The organism is Flavobacterium yafengii, assembly GCF_030010375.1.
Lineage (GTDB): Bacteria > Bacteroidota > Bacteroidia > Flavobacteriales > Flavobacteriaceae > Flavobacterium > Flavobacterium yafengii.
In genome coordinates this window covers 271,848-288,576 of sequence record NZ_JASCRY010000002.1, presented here as the reverse complement: position 1 = coordinate 288,576, position 16,729 = coordinate 271,848, and the positions used below count along the sequence as shown (strand labels likewise).

The 16,729-nt window shown below is 35.8% G+C and carries 8 protein-coding genes; 3 read left to right on the top strand and 5 right to left on the bottom strand.

Translation table 11 applies throughout. The annotated features are described in order from the left end of the window. Positions 1-88: 88 nt before the first annotated feature. Positions 89-1,783 (top strand): bifunctional metallophosphatase/5'-nucleotidase, encoded by a 1,695-nt coding sequence (locus QLS97_RS08810; protein WP_282715992.1) that lies wholly within the window; start codon positions 89-91, stop codon positions 1,781-1,783. A 139-nt stretch (positions 1,784-1,922) separates the two neighbouring features. After that, positions 1,923-3,353 (top strand): OprD family outer membrane porin, encoded by a 1,431-nt coding sequence (locus QLS97_RS08805; protein WP_282715991.1) that lies wholly within the window; start codon positions 1,923-1,925, stop codon positions 3,351-3,353. Between the two features lie 416 nt (positions 3,354-3,769). Here QLS97_RS08805 and QLS97_RS08800 read toward each other — a convergent pair whose 3' ends face one another. Then, positions 3,770-4,216 carry a tellurite resistance TerB family protein gene (locus tag QLS97_RS08800; protein ID WP_282715989.1) on the bottom strand — a complete coding sequence of 149 codons (447 nt, stop codon included), beginning with the start codon at positions 4,214-4,216 and terminating at the stop codon, positions 3,770-3,772. A gap of 386 nt (positions 4,217-4,602) precedes the next feature. Between QLS97_RS08800 and katG the strand changes: the two genes are divergently transcribed. Next, positions 4,603-6,852 carry a catalase/peroxidase HPI gene (gene katG, locus QLS97_RS08795; protein ID WP_282715987.1) on the top strand — a complete coding sequence of 750 codons (2,250 nt, stop codon included), beginning with the start codon at positions 4,603-4,605 and terminating at the stop codon, positions 6,850-6,852. 461 nt (positions 6,853-7,313) lie between these two features. Here katG and QLS97_RS08790 read toward each other — a convergent pair whose 3' ends face one another. The 4 genes from QLS97_RS08790 to QLS97_RS08775 all read right to left on the bottom strand — a co-directional run bounded on the left by QLS97_RS08790 (position 7,314) and on the right by QLS97_RS08775 (position 16,630). After that, positions 7,314-8,309 carry a PorP/SprF family type IX secretion system membrane protein gene (locus QLS97_RS08790; RefSeq protein ID WP_282715985.1) on the bottom strand — a complete coding sequence of 332 codons (996 nt, stop codon included), beginning with the start codon at positions 8,307-8,309 and terminating at the stop codon, positions 7,314-7,316. A gap of 10 nt (positions 8,310-8,319) precedes the next feature. Beyond that, the gene (locus QLS97_RS08785) at positions 8,320-14,436 is read right to left on the bottom strand and encodes a PKD domain-containing protein (protein WP_282715983.1); all 6,117 of its coding nucleotides are present in this window, start codon (positions 14,434-14,436) and stop codon (positions 8,320-8,322) included. A gap of 235 nt (positions 14,437-14,671) precedes the next feature. After that, positions 14,672-16,252: an NADP-dependent glyceraldehyde-3-phosphate dehydrogenase gene (locus QLS97_RS08780; protein ID WP_282715981.1), complete on the bottom strand. Its 1,581-nt coding sequence runs from the start codon at positions 16,250-16,252 to the stop codon at positions 14,672-14,674. Positions 16,253-16,318: 66 nt separating this feature from the next. Next, the gene (locus QLS97_RS08775) at positions 16,319-16,630 is read right to left on the bottom strand and encodes a rhodanese-like domain-containing protein (RefSeq protein ID WP_099715790.1); all 312 of its coding nucleotides are present in this window, start codon (positions 16,628-16,630) and stop codon (positions 16,319-16,321) included. Positions 16,631-16,729 lie beyond the last annotated feature (99 nt).

The following is a 16,729-nucleotide window of genomic DNA, read 5'->3' as shown; positions in this document are numbered from 1 at the left end:
ATTATATTTTACACCATCCTACACCATTAATTTGGCTGTAGTTTTTCTGTAAAAAGCTGTTAAAAACTAAACCAACAAACCTAAAACCATGAGCAATAACCGAAGAGATTTTCTAAAATCAGTGGGGACATTAGGCCTCGGTGCTGCGATTATTTCGCCTATTTCCGCTATTGCAAATGCAAATCAGACTGAAAAAATAAACTTGGATACAACAATAGATGGTTCTAAACCGCAAACAATTTCTATTCTTCAAACCACCGATGTGCATTGTCAGATTCATCCGCATGATGAGTTATTCTGGGAAAATGGCAAAGCAGTTTTTAGAAAAACGGGCGGTTATGCCTATATGGCAACCTTATTGAAACAGTTAAAAAAGAAAAACCCAAATACTTTTACTATTGATACCGGTGATATGTTTCAAGGCAGCGAATTAAGCGTAGAAACCACTGGTGAAGCTTTTGTTCCCATTTTAAATGCATTGAATTACGATTTGTACTTACCTGGAAACTGGGAAGTAATTTATGGAAAAAGAAAAATGCAAACGTTGTTAGGTTCTCTTGATGCACCAAAAATTTGTACTAATATGTACCATGATTTAGGCGAAGGAAAACGAGGTGAACTTATTTTTCAGCCGTATATAATTTGGAATATTGCCGGTGCAAAAATTGGTTTCTTAGGATACACCGATCCTTTGGTACCATTGCGCCAAAGTCCAAATTACAGCAAGGGAATTTTATATACTAATCCCGAAGAAAATCTGGCTCATTATGTGGATGTGCTAAGAAATCAGGAACAATGCAGTTATGTAATTATAATTGCACATCTGGGTTTATCGCAGCAAATAGCATTGGCAAACCGACCAGAATGTGAAGGTGTGAACTATATTTTGGGTGGCGATACGCACGAAAGAGTCCGCAAACCTATTGTTTGTAAGTATTCTAAAGTGGTGGAACCTGGAGCCTTCGGTTCTTTTATTGGGAAATTAGATTTGACTATCCTCAACGGAAAAGTCATTGAAGACAGCTATGAATTAATAGAAGTCGATTCTCCAAAAATAAAACCCGATGCTACAATTGAGAAATTATTAAAAGAGAAAGAAGCTCTTTATCAAGAACAAATCAATCAGGTTATTGGCTATAGTACGATTCCTTTGTACCGTTATTTTGTGGTAGAAAATCCTATTGACACGATGATTTTGAATGCTCTAAACTGGAAATTTCCTGAAATCGATATTAATCTTTCTAATGGATTCCGTTTCTGCCCGCCCAAAACTACTCCGGATGAAACAGGAAATATTCCCATCACAAACGGATTTATCTTTGATATGCTTCCCGTGGACAGCACCGTAAGAACCGCAAAAGTGACTGGAAAGCAATTGAAAAACTGGCTCGAAAAAGAATTAAATAATGTCTTTGCCGAAGATGCTTCAAAACGTTTTGGCGGTTGGGTCGTAAAATTCAAGGGAATGGAGGTACGATTCAATGCTTTTGCAGAAATGGACAAAAGAGTGCAAAGTATTACTGTGAAAAATATTCCGATCGGTTCTGAAAAACTATATACCATCATGGCATGTGAACGTGATGGCGATCCTGTGGATATGCTTTGCAGAATGAAAGGCGTTATAGATGCCAAAAATACAACTTCAACCTTGCATACGGTAATGAGAGAATATTTAAAACAAAATTCTCCCGTTACGCCAACACCCGAAAAAAACGCGATAATTTTGGATGCTCCAGAAACATTGCTATCTCAAGTTACTGGTGTTGATTATACTTTTAGATAGTCTTTCAATCGTAAAGTCAAAAGTTATAAAGCCGAATGTATAGAACATTCGGCTTTGTTTTTTTTTGGTCAATGTGATAAAAGTTACTTCCCAATTATATTGATGGAATTATTTTTATACCAAATCTAAACGTTCAAAAATGAAAAAATTTTTCATAATAATTTATATACTTACCTCTCTCCATTTTTCTATAAATACAATAGCGCAACATCAGGAAATTTTAGATAAACCAACCGTTTGGAAAGAAAAAAGTAACGGAAAAATTGATTCAATCTCGATTTTAAATGCTTTCAAAAATGGACATTTCAGCGGCCATTTTCGCTATTTTTTTATGAATACAAATAATGAAAAGGGTTTATCTGATTATTATGCGAATGCCCTTGGCGGAGGCGTAAAGTTTGAAACCGCTAAATTTCATAATTTTCAATTTGGCGTAAGCGGGTACTATATTTTTAATATTGGTTCCTCTGATTTTACTGAAAAAGATTCCATTACCAATGCACCCAATCGATATGAAGTCGCACTTTTTAATATCCAGAACCCATCAAACAAAGACAATTTAAGCCGATTAGAAGAATTGTACTTGAAATACAACTATAAAAATTCGACTGTAACCCTTGGAAAACAACTCCTTAATACTTCATTTATAAACCTGCAAGATGGCCGAATGCGTCCTACCGAAGTAAACGGAATTTGGGTGGATTTTAATGAAATCAAAAAAACTAAAATCAATTTGGGCTATCTCTACGGAATTTCACCGCGAAGCACGTTAAAATATTTTGAAGTGGGAGAATCCATAGGAATTTATCCAACCGGTGTGAATCCTGATGGAACAAAATCTGATTATACAGGGAATCTGGACAGTAACGGAATTTATGTTTTTGGTGTGCAAAATGAATCGATACAGTATTTAAAAACAGTTTTGTGGAATCAATATGTAGAAAATATATTTAATACGGCATTGTTCCAAATGGACTATAACTATACTTTAAATTCAAAATCAAAACTGCTTTTTGGATTTCAGACGACATACCAAACCGCGCTTAATTTTGGTGGAAATAAAGATCAAAGCAAAACTTATTTTCAAAAAAACAGCAACTCACAAACTTTTGGAGGAAGATTCGGTTGGAAAAATAAAACACTGGAATTAACTTTAAATTACAACCGAATAACTGCTAAAGGAAGGTATTTAATGCCCCGAGAATGGGGACGAGATCCTTTTTATACGTTTATGCCAAGAGAACGCAATGAAGGTTTTGGTGATGTAAATGCGTTGATGACTAAATTACACTATACACATCCCAAAAAAGCATTCAAATCGCAACTGGCAGTGGGTTATTTTGATTTACCGGATGTGAAAAATTTTGCATTGAATAAATACGGATTGCCCTCCTATGTGCAGACTAATGCTGACATTCGATATGAATTTCAAGGATTATTAAAAGGTTTTGATGCACAACTATTGTATGTTCACAAATTCAATTTGGGTGAAACTTACGGCAACAAAAATTATGTTTTCAACAAAACAAATATGAGTACGATTAATTTTATAGTCAATTTTAATTTTTAAAACTCTTTTAATCCAAGTGATAAAATTTCATTATCAAGTAATTCAGCAGTAAATACAACAACGTTCCTACCACAGCAAGTGAAATGACAAAGCTAATCAGGTTGAGCACAATATTAGGAATAAACTTCAATCGCGGATGTGTGATAAAAGGCTCCCGATGCAGTCTTTCGTGAATATTTTCCTTAGCTATTTTGAGTTTCTTTTTGATAATAAATGATTTTTAAAGACAATAGTTATGAATTGTTCCTATAGAATTTTAGTTTCCTATTTTGAATACTCTAAATTACGTAATATTTTTAAGATAAAGAAGTTATAAAATTAAAAAAGAGCATTTCAGATTGAAATACTCTTTTCAGTTTATAGTACTATTGAATAGCTTTGATAAGCTTTAAAAATTGACCGCATTTGAAGCCGGTTTATATCCCTTTGATATTTCCTTTATTTTTCAAGAAAATAACTTCAATTATTTTACTGGTCATTTCTGCATCAATTTTTAACCGATTTGATAAAATTTCAATTACGTTTTTTTCTTCTTTTTCCAATGTTCCATCTGCTAGTAACACTTCTAATGCAAGAGCAAATACAGTTTCTTTATCTTCTTCTTTAATTAGTTCACAACAGGCCGAAATGTATTTTAATTGTCCCAGTTCTGTTCTTAAATTGAGTGATTTTGCATAAAGAGGCGCAATATCGATTCCGATAAATTTTTGTTTCGAAAGCAATACTCTTGATAACGATGCTGTTTCCGAATCCTTAATTTGATTATCGGCAGAAATACAAGAATATAAAATTCCAACCCAAGCTTCAAACTCAGAGGTTACTGGATTTTGTCCATTATTATTTTTATCTTCAAATGAGTTCATTTTTTTTTATTTTTTTCTAAAGTTACTGCTAACAGTTCCAAGGATGACTAGGATTTAGTAATAAATTATGATTTATTTTTTAGGTATCAGTAAACTTCCAAATAGAAGACTATTATTACAGGTAAGCAATTCCCAGATTTTTATAACCTCTAATGCAGCCATATCAAAATAGTAAAAGTTAAGGACAACGATTCTCAATAATTTATGAATTTAGTACTAGCTTAATAATATACAGATGAACTGATAACCATTTAATTAAACATTTTTAGTAAATTTAGGCATCACAAACCTCATCAACAACTATAGTTTTTATCTATTGAAAATAAAATTAGATAAGGATAGTTTTTGGTAAATTCGCTTTAAGTAAATAAAAAATCAATCATATTATGGAAAATAACACAAACCCAACATCCTACAACGTCAACGGAGAAAGTAAATGCCCGTTTTCTGGTGGAGTTGCTCCAAATCAAAGTTCCGGTACGGGAACAAGTAACCGCGACTGGTGGCCAAATCAATTGAAATTAAACATTCTACGCCAAAACTCCTCTCTTTCCAATCCTATGGAAGAAACATTTAATTATGCTGAGGAATTCAAGTCTCTGGATTTAGAAGTCTTGAAAAAAGACATCATGGATGTCATTACTACATCTCAGGATTGGTGGCCGGCTGATTATGGCAGCTATGGTCCGTTCTTCATTCGAATGGCTTGGCATAGTGCTGGTACGTATCGTATTGCTGACGGTCGTGGGGGTGCAGGTTTCGGGACGCAGCGTTTTGCGCCACTAAACAGCTGGCCAGATAACGCAAACCTAGACAAAGCTCGTTTATTATTATGGCCAATAAAACAAAAATACGGCAAGAAAATTTCATGGGCAGATTTAATGATTCTAACGGGTAACTGCGCGCTTGAGTCAGCTGGTTTTGAGACCTTTGGTTTTGCAGGTGGACGTGAAGATGTTTGGGAACCACAAGAAGATATTTACTGGGGTTCTGAAAAAGAATGGTTGGCACTTAGTAACACTCCAAATAGTCGCTACTCAGGTGATCGTTCGTTAGAAAATCCTCTGGCTGCTGTACAAATGGGACTTATTTATGTAAACCCTGAAGGTCCTGACGGTAATCCTGATCCGCTATTAGCAGCTCGTGATATTCGTGAAACCTTTGCCCGTATGGCTATGAATGACGAAGAAACTGTTGCGCTTATTGCTGGTGGACATACATTGGGAAAAACCCATGGTGCTGCTGATCCAAATAAGTACGTGGGTCCAGAACCAGCTGGAGCGTCTATTGAACAGCAAGGTTTAGGTTGGAAAAACACTTACGGTACTGGAAATGCAGGTGATACAATCACAAGTGGTCTTGAAGGTGCTTGGACGACTACGCCAATAAAATGGAGCAATAACTACTTTGAAAACTTGTTCGGGTTCGAATGGGAATTGACTAAAAGCCCGGCCGGAGCACATCAATGGAAACCGAAAGGTGATGCAGGTGCCGGTACTGTGCCAGATGCACACGACCCTTCAAAAAGCCACCAACCTTTTATGCTGACTACTGACTTATCATTAAGAGTTGACCCAATATACGAGAAAATTTCAAGACACTTTTTTGAAAATCCAGCAGAATTCAATGATGCATTTGCAAGAGCATGGTTCAAGCTAACGCACAGAGATATGGGACCAAAAGTACGCTATTTAGGATCAGAAGTTCCTGCTGAAGAACTAATTTGGCAAGACCCGGTTCCTGCTGTTTCGCATCCATTAATTGATGACCAAGATATTGCTACACTTAAGTCGAAGATTCTGGCTTCTGGATTGTCTGTACCAGAATTAGTATCTACCGCTTGGGCTTCAGCATCCACTTTCCGTGGTTCTGACAAACGTGGTGGTGCTAACGGTGGTCGTATTCGTCTTGCTCCACAAAAAGATTGGAAAGTAAACAATCCGTCTCAACTGGAAAAAGTGCTTAACAAACTTGAAAACATCAAAAATGAGTTCAACAGCACGCAATCAGGAGGGAAACAAGTTTCAATTGCTGACTTGATCGTTTTAGGTGGAAGCGCAGGAATTGAAAAAGCAGCTGCAACTGCAGGACATTATGTATCAGTACCTTTCACACCGGGACGTACGGATGCTTCACAAGAGCAAACAGATGTAGAATCATTTGCGGTTCTTGAACCTCAAGCGGATGGATTCCGTAATTATGTTAAGACAAAATTTACGGTTTCAGCAGAGGAAATGTTAGTTGATAAAGCACAATTATTAACTTTGACAACTCCGGAAATGGCAGTTCTTGTTGGGGGTATGCGAGTGCTAAATACTAACTTCGATCAGTCTCAAAACGGTGTTTTCACAAAACGTCCTGAATCACTTACAAATGATTTCTTTGTGAATCTACTTGATTTAGGTACGACTTGGAAAGCAGTTTCAGAATCTGATGATGCCTTTGTAGGAAGTGATCGTATGACAGGCGGATTAAAGTGGATTGGAACTCGTGTCGATCTTATTTTTGGTTCTAACTCAGAACTAAAAGCCCTTGCCGAAGTGTATGGTTATAGTGATGCTCAGGAAAAATTTGTAAAAGACTTTATTGCAGCATGGACTAAAGTGATGAACTTAGACCGTTTCGACTTAGTTTAATTTTAGAATTTAGAATTTGTTTGAAAAAGTGGTCTGGTAACGGATCACCTTTTTTGTTTTATAGTTTAAATAGCAGATTAATCAAACTTTATAAGTTGCGATTAATTCAGATTTATCATTTTTCCTATAATTCAACTGGCAGCCATAAAGTGGCACTAATCCTTCCAAATTGGATGGCTTCGTGCCATTAAATGACTTCTGCTAATGTATAGATAATTAACCATCAATAATCTATATCAACAAATCTAAATGGTTTCATTTTCATTGCTTTACGATTTCCCGTAAAGCAATGAAAATTTTATAATATTTAAAAAAGTAGACGCATTACATAATTTTTGAGAATAAAAATCTCATCACCAAACTAAACCCCATAAAAAAAGCCGTCTCATTTTTCGAGACGGCTTAACTTTTTTAATTAAAAAAAGATTATAAAATATAATCGGTATTAATGAAATTAAAGATCAATAATAATTGGGACAACCAAAACATTTAACTTCCAAATCAAATTGATAAATTACTGACAACTCGAAAATTCCACCTGTTTTTCCTATTTTAGAAGTATTAAAATCATAGGAATAACCAAATTTAAAATGCTCATATTGCAATCCTCCAAAGGCATTTATCGAAGTTAAAAAATGACTTTTATCCGTTTTTTTTCCTGGATTTGTAGCACCGCTAACTCCAAAGAAAAACTTCTCAAAAACAAGACCAGTTCCTAAATCAAATCGGCTGTACTCGCCTTGAGTCATGTAATTGGATGTGAGAAGCAATCGTGTTTCATAAGGTAAAACGGTGATATCAATATAATCCCCCAGTTTAAATTCATACCCTGCATTTGCAGAAAAAAACATTTCTAACGGGACATTTCCAATGGTTGAAAATGAAATATTAGGTTTATTAAGATGTTTTAGAGAAAGCCCAAACCAAGCATTTTCATTATTGAAAAGCATTCCTGCAGAAAAGTCAAAGAAACTTACTTTTTCATTCAAAAGTAATGGATCTACACTGGAAGAATTGATGGTTCCTAAGCCAATATTAATTTGATCTTCTAAAATAATATTCTGAAAACCAAACGATTTATTTCCAAAACCAACTTCAATAGCCGGTCTAAAAAACCATTCATCGTTTAACTGAACCCGATACGCATAATTAAGATTAACTTGAGTAAAATTATAATCGGTAAATTTCTCTCTATGGTTTAGGACACTTATTCCTACTCCGCTGTTTACATTTTCCAACCACGTATTTATAAAGCCATAATCTGTATCGACTCTAAAATTCAAATCCGGCCATTGGGTTCTGTGTAATATTCCAGCTTTGGTAGTTTCTAAAAAACCGGTAAATCCAGGATTTAAAGTTTCGGGAACCATGAAATATTGGGTAAAAATGGGATCTTGCGCTTTAACGGTTAAAGAAAAACCTAACAAAAGTATTAATGCTGCTATTTTTATTTTCATTATGCTATTCTTATTTGATTAGTGTAAAAGGACCATCTTTGCTTACTACTGTCCCGTAAAAAGTGGTTGCTTTTACTTTGTAATAATAATTCCCGTTTTCTGATTCTTTTCCTTTTACTTTTCCATCCCAGCCCTGTAATGTCTCACCAGTTTCAGAATATACTAATTCTCCCCAAGTATCATACACATCCAGTTGAAGTGATTTCAATCCAACAAAAACGGGTTTAAAAGTTTCATTAATTCCATCTCCATTTGGCGTAAATCCATTAGGACTCATCAATTCATATCCTTTGTCTACTGTTAATGTAATTATATGTGTATAAATACATCCAAAAGGATAGGTAATCGTTTGAGTCACTACATAACTTCCTTCTTTGACGAAAGAATGAATTGGATTTACTTCATTAGAAACGCTACCATCACCAAAATCCCAAGCGATATTGATATAATCACCCGTAGCTGTATTTGTGAACTGAATTGGATCAATAATCGAATATATTCCATAGGTAGAGAACCCAATGGAATTTGTAGTAAAATCAGGATTTCCTAAAACTGGATTTTTTACATTAAAACTGTAATTGGCTGTACATCCCAAATTATCGGTAACACCCAAAACAACCGTTCCATTTTGATTGGTGTTCATCATTTCATTATTGGCTCCGCTTACTGTTCCGCTCGACCACGATAATTGATAAGGAGGCATTCCGCCTGAAACTTGAGCTACAAAGGTTTGTTTTACATATTTGGTTTCACAGTTAAAATCGGTTTTTGTATCTACTCCAATTACAATCGGTGGTTGTCTGTTTATAGCATTCTGTATTGATTTTGTACAACCTCTGGCATCAGTAACAGATACCGAATAATTTCCAGCAGAAATAGCTGTTAAATCTTCCGTTGTGGCACCGTTTGACCATGCGTATGTGAATGGCGGCGTTCCACCAGCAACCAGCAGATTAATAGCGCCACTATTGGCATTATCACAATCGAATGCATGGGTAACATTGGCCGAAAGCACTAATTTTTGTGGTTCCAATATTATGAATGTTCTAGAGATAGTACATGGTTTTCCATCAGTAATTGTTACTGTATAAGTTCCTGGCCCTAAATTATTTCTAGTCAAACCGGCCGTACTTCCATCACTCCATACCAGTTTTATTGGAGAAATTCCTCCTACTAAATTTAGATTTATACTACCATCATTCATTCCAAAGCAAGAGATATTTTTAACCACTGGATTAATAGTAAATATAGGGGCTTCGGGTATGTTTACATTCAGTGTTTTTACACAATCATTAGCGTCCGTGACTGTAATTAGATAATCTCCCGCAGAGAGATTGTCTTGAAACAATCCAGTTCCCAAATTACTCCATTGAATCGTATAAGGGGCAATACCGCCAGAAACTGCAATATTAATAGATGCATTATTATCCCCATAACAGATGATTGGAGTTGTAGTTGCCGTGATAATAATTTCTGGAGTTTGTGTTAATAGTACGGCTAAATTTTTACTACATCCAGAATTATCTGTTACGGTTAAGTTATAGGTTCCTGCGAAAATAGCATTTAGATTTTTGTTGGAACTTGTAAATCCGTTTGGTCCTGTCCAAGCATAATTATAATCAAAAACACCAGGAGAAATTTGAACTGGTGTCCCTCCCGCTACATTGATATCAATCGCTCCGGTTGCAGTTCCAAAACACAAAATATTGGTTTGACTCACTAAATTTAGAGCTAAAACAGGCGGTTCTGTAATTGTGAAAGTGGCAGTTTCAGGCCCGCAATTGTTACTATCCGAGACTGAAACTGCATATACGCCCGGACTCAGATTAGATAAGTCTTCGGTATTTGCAAATGATGTCCCATTTTTAGTCCAAGTATAAGTATAATTTAAAGTACCTCCGGCTATTGTAATTGCTATCGCACCATCGGCATTATCAAAACAAGTAATATCCTTTTCTTGATCCGTTTCGATAACAATGGCATCAGGTTCCGTAATTTTATAACTTTTTGAAAATGGACAACCACCATCATCTAAAACAGAAAGCGTATAATCTCCCGCCTGCAGGTTCGAAATACTTGCTGCATTAGATGTAAATCCGTTTGGTCCAATCCATGAAATTAAGTATGGTGTGCCCGTAGCAAAAGGAATTCCTCCAGTAATATTAGTTTGTATCGACCCATTATTAATGCCAAAACAGGTGCCATTTGTGATAATACTATTAGGGTTTATAGATGGATTTACAGTTACAACAATTGTAAAATTTGTCCCAACACAAGATCCTGATATCGGACTAACGGTATAAGTAACCGTTGCTGGACTGGTTGTTTTATTGATTAACGTTTGGCTGATATTATTTTGGGGAATTGTTTCCGCAAGAGCGCCATTAACAGCATTCGAAGGATTAATTACAGGAGTTGTCCAAGTATAAGTAGTTCCAACTGGTACAATATCACCACTTGAATTGTCAGGTGCAACCGTAAAAGCCGTACCGCTGCATATTACTGCGCTTTTGTTTGCAATTACAGGATTTTGATTGATTTTGATTTCTGCAATAGCAGATGTTAAAACAGAACACCCTCCACTAGACAAAGTAATAATACAATAATAGTAGGTTGTCCCAACAGTTATGTCTGGCGGATTGAAATTATCATTTGTTGCTCCTAAAATTGAAGCACTTCCTATTGTAGAGTTAGTTGTATTTGAATACCATTGGTATTGGGGAGTTCCTACTCCATTACTATAAGCTACTTTTAAGAGTGTAGGAGTAGCACCTAAACATAACGTACTTGAGGATGGCTGCAAAGTAATTGCAGGTGCAAGATTTACAATTACGGTGGCTACATTACTTTTGGCATTACACCCCAAACCACTTTGTGAAATTTCACAGTAATAATAACGAGTTCCCACTGATGCAGTTGGCGGCGTAAAAGTAGTATTTGTTGCTCCTGACAATAAAGTTCCGCCACTATTTGAATTTGTCCCGTTTGAATACCATTGATAAGATAGTGCACCAACACTAACATCGCCAGCGGCAGTCACAGATAAATCCGTTGGAGCAACACTTTGACATAAGGTTTGGGTAGCTAATGGTTGTGAAGTAACAGTTGGGTCGGCAACAACTTTAACTTCAGCTGTATTACTTGTTATTGGACCGCAGCCGTTTCCTGATAATGTTATAACGGCATAGAAATAATTTACTCCTGTTACTGGGAAAGTTGGTGGTGTATAACTTGAATTGGTAGCACTAGAAATTAGGATTCCGCCACTATTCGTATTAGTTGTGTTTGAAAACCATTGATAACTCGGAATTCCTGTTCCGCCAGAATAACTTACTGTTAATGATGGTGCTATAGTACCTCCAATACAAAGATTTTGTGATGCAGTTGGCTGTAACGTAACTGTTGCACCGGCAGTGATTGTAATATTTGCAATAGCAGAAGTTATGCTAGAACAGCCTCCAGAGCCACCCAATGCAATAATACAATAATAATAAATTGTTCCAATTGTTGTACTTGGCGGCGCATAAGTAGCATTTGTTTCTCCAGAAAGCGGTGTTCCAGTAGTTGCATTATTACTTGTATTTGAATACCATTGATACGTTGGCGCTCCCACTGAAGTATTTAAAATAACAGATAAAACACTAAGTGTTCCATTTTGACAAATTGTATTTGAAGCTGGTTGGGTTGTAATATTTGGCGCTGGGTTTACCGTAACAACGTAATTCACAACTGTCCCTGAGCATCCGTTTAATGATGGAGTAATGGCATAAGTAACAGTACCTGCAGATGTATTTGTTGTTGCAATAGTTTGAACGGGAATTGTGTTCGTTACACCAGAAGTCATAAAACCGGTGATTCCCGATGTTGCTGTTGCTGTCCAAGAAAAAGTGGTTCCAGCGGTATCAGCAGTTAGGTTTACCAAATCAGTTGATGAACCTGAACAAATAGTTTGGGTTAAGGCTGTATTAGTTAAAACAGGTTTTTTACTTACAGAAAATGTTTTGGTGGCGATTGTAGAGATGACACATTCATTGGTTACTGTTAATGAAACCTCATAATCTCCCGAAGTATTATAAGTAATTGTTCCCGGTATTGCAGTGTTTGCAGTTGCTGGAGTACCGCCAGGAAAACTCCAAGCATACGTTAAGACACTGGAAACTGGTGCACATCCTTGTACTACAGCCGTTGGTGAAATAGTTGCTGTACCACAAGCATTTGGAATAGCATTTATAATGGCTGTTGGGGGCTTTTTTACAGTTATGATTTGAGTAGTACTCGTACTCCCGCAAGAATTTGTTACAGTTAATTTTAAGGTATAAGTCCCTGGGGCAACAAAATTAAAAGAAGGATTGGCAGAATTTAAATTGGTGCCGTTTGTAAATGCTGGATTAGCAGAAACAACATCACAATTTAGATTTGTATAAGTAACATTCCATAAATATGTTGGTGCAGTACAGACATTGGTAATGTTAGTTGTATTGGTTGCGTTTACCGCTAATGGTGCACAGCCAGAATTTGTGTCTACGGTAAATTGGGAGACTAGCGGGGATTCTATACAAATTGGTTGGGTTTTAATAGATTTACCGCAATATCCTTCAGCTGTTAGTGTCACGGTATAATTTCCAGGAGTTGTATACGTATGATTACTATTTTTAACTGATTGCTGTTCAGGAGAACCATCTCCAAAATTCCATGTGTAAATAGAATCTTGATTGCAATTCTGGTTAAAACCGGATATCGTAGTATTTGTAAACAAGATACTTGCATTCGAACAAACGTTTGCCGGTACTGTAAAATTTGCAACTGGTTTTACAAATACACTAATATTAGATACAGTAGCTGTTGTAAAACCACAAGCATTCGTAACCGTTAATTTAACTATAAATTCACTACCTGGACAGCTTGTAGTTGTGTATGAATGTGGAATCAAATAATTAGCTGATGCGGAAGGATTTGTGGCGTTATATTGCAAAGAACTTTCTAATTGACTTTGGGTAAGATGTACAATTGCCGAATTATCTCCATAATCAATGTCATAAACAGTTCCAATAGAATTATTTCCCCAAGCTGAAATTGCAAAATCAATATTTACTGTTGGAGCACATAGATTGGTTGTACTACCCGGACTTACAATTCCACCAGAGGGATTTGTAACATTCTTAACAACATAAGTCTTAGAATTACTGCATCCGTTAGTTCCTAGAGCTGTGATAATCATATTATACGCTCCCAATTGAGAGTAAGCATGTGTTTGTGGAAAAGTAGTAAAATTTGAAGTCGAACTCCCGTCTCCCCAATCTATTGTATAAGAAGTAATGCAGGAAGTTGAAACAGAACTATTTCCAACAGATATAGTGTAAGTAGGATTTAATGCTGAAGCATTTTGACAGTTACTAAATGGAGAAAATGAACTGTTATTATCTTTAAAATTTATATCTGGTTTTTGTTTTACTGTTACATTATGTGAGGTCGAAACTGAACAGCCTCCGCTAGTATCTGTTACAATTAATTTTACAGAAAATGTACCTGTACTACAACCCAACGATGTAAACGAATGACTTGGATTCTGGCTTGTTGATGTAAAACCATCCCCAAAATCCCAAGCATAAGTATAAGTTCCAAATCCTGCTATGGCTGAATTAAACTGAACAGCAGTACCTGAACAAGTATTGTCATTGGTAAATGTAAAATCTACAACTGGCAAAGCGTTAACTTTAACCGTTACTGTTCCAGTTTGGTTTTGGCTTTGTGAAGGACTTGAACTATCCATAACACTTACCAATGTATATATAAAATCTCCGACTGCTGTAGTTGGAACACTCAAAGTAGCAATATCTCCTGTTCCTGCAGATACAATGCTAGCATCAGGTCCACCATTAATTTTATATGTAAATGTATAAGGAGCCGTTCCCCCTATTCCTGTAAAAGTTATTACAGGCTGAGTGCCGTTAATACAAACCGAAGAAGCACTTGCAGTTATTGTCGCAGTTGGCAAAGCCAAATCATTGACATCCTTTCCTAGGATTTTCTTTTCCTTATCTAAATAATGGGTATTGATTCTAGCATTTAAATTATTAACTGAAATTATTAAGAAAAAAAGAAAAATAATCCTGTAAAGTTGTTTCATAGTTGTATTTTAAATAATTGTCCTCATATTTAATGTAATTTCCATGTAGAAAAAAAGACAATTCCCACAAATGTAATGCAATACTTCTTCATTACTTTACGGTTTACCGTAAGGATTTATTATTTATTTATTATTTAAATTTCACTGAGAAGAGAATAATAATTCCATGCCAGAATCCCATAAAAAAAGCCGTATCGAAAAAACGAAACGGCTTAAATTTTTTAATTAAAAAAGATTACAAAATATAATCGGTATTGATGAAATTAGATTCTTTACTACTCAATAATTCCTGTAAAATAGCATTGTTATACTCATTGTCTTTAGACGCTACAAAGGTTCTAATCGAGAATGAACGCAAGGCATCATGAATACTCAATGTTCCTACAGCAGAATCTTTTCGCCCAGTAAATGGGAAAACATCCGGTCCTCTTTGGCAAGAACTGTTCAAGTTTACTCTACACACTAAATTTACCAAAGCATCAATAAGCGGTGCAATTGTTTTAATGTCTTTTCCAAACAAACTCACTTGTTGCCCGTAATTTGATTCGGCCATATCGTTCAAAGGCTCTTGAATGTCTTTGAAAGAAATAATAGGCACAACTGGACCAAATTGCTCTTCGTGATACACTCGCATTTCTTTATTTATAGGAAATAAAACTGCCGGAAAAATATAATTACACGAATGCTTCCCTCCTTTTTCATTGATTATAGCAGCTCCTTTACTAGTCGCATCATCAATCAATTCCTGAATGTAAGCCGGTTTTTCTTTTTCTGGTAAAGGTGTCAGAAACACGGATGCATCCCAAGGATTTCCAAAAACCAACGCATCCACTTTGGCAGCAAAACGTTTGTTAAACTCATCGGCAATAGACTCATGTACATACAACACTTTCAAAGCCGTACAACGCTGTCCATTGAACGATAAAGAGCCAGCGATACATTCTTGGATAGCCAAATCTAAATCAGCATCCGGAAGGATTATCGCAGGATTTTTTGCCTCCAAACCTAATATCAAACGCAATCTGTTTTTATTCGGATGTTGGTCTTGTAATGCAATCGCTGATTTACTGTTTCCTATCAAAGCCAAAATATCTACTTTTCCGGATTTCATTATTGGCGAAGCCACTTCACGTCCGCGACCGTACACAATATTGATGGCTCCTTTTGGAAAACTGCTTCTGAAAGCTTCCAATAAAGGTGAAATCAATAAAACACCGTGTTTGGCAGGTTTAAAAATCACTGGATTCCCCATAATCAAAGCAGGAATCAGTAACGAAAAAGTCTCATTTAACGGATAATTATAAGGTCCAAGACATAGAACAACACCAAGCGGTCCTCTACGAACCATGGCATTTATTCCTTGTACTTTAGAAAAATGAGCGCTGCGACTGTTTAATTCTTTTAAGCTGTCGATTGTATCATAGATATATTCTACGGTTCTGTCAAATTCTTTTTCAGAATCGCCTAATGATTTTCCAATTTCCCACATCAATAATTTAACAACTTCTTTACGGGTTGTTTTCATTTGTGTAACAAAATTTTCCATGCATTTGATGCGATCCGCAACTTTCATGGTAGGCCATAATCCTTGACCGTTATTATAGGCCGCACTAGCCGCATTAACTGCTTCCAGCGCTTCAGCTTCTCCCATAAACGGGATTGAACCTAAAATAGTTGGGCCGTATTCTTCCGTGGATGAAATTGTTGAAAAAACCGGAGTGGTCTGGCCGGTCCATTTTTTTAATTCTCCATCAACTAAATACGTATCTTGATTTAATAAAGTACTGATTTGAAATTCTTCTGGTATTACATTCATACTAAAGTATTTTATGTTTTTAATTTAAATTTTAAATAAACAAAGAGGCACCAGCCTCTTTGTGTTTTATGGAGCAACTACTTCGCCATCCCATTCTATAATGCCTCCAACTAAGTTATATGCATTTTCAAAACCCAGCTCATTCATTATTTCACAGGCTTTTGCACTTCGCATTCCGGAGCGGCAATACACATAATAGTTTTTTGTTTTGTCTAACGCTTCAATTTCAGAGATAAAACCTTGTCCCAAATGAATATCAATATTAATGGCATTGGCTATAATTCCTTCGTTAAATTCGGCTTCGGTTCTCACGTCTAAAATTACTGCGTTTTCGTCAGTTTCAAATTGAGAAACCCAATCTTCTTGTGTTAAATTCATAGTGATGTTTTTTGTAAAAATACAAAGATTTTAGCTAACAATAAACGAACGATTTGTTAATTGGATAATATTCATAAGAAAACGTTTTCGCAAAACATT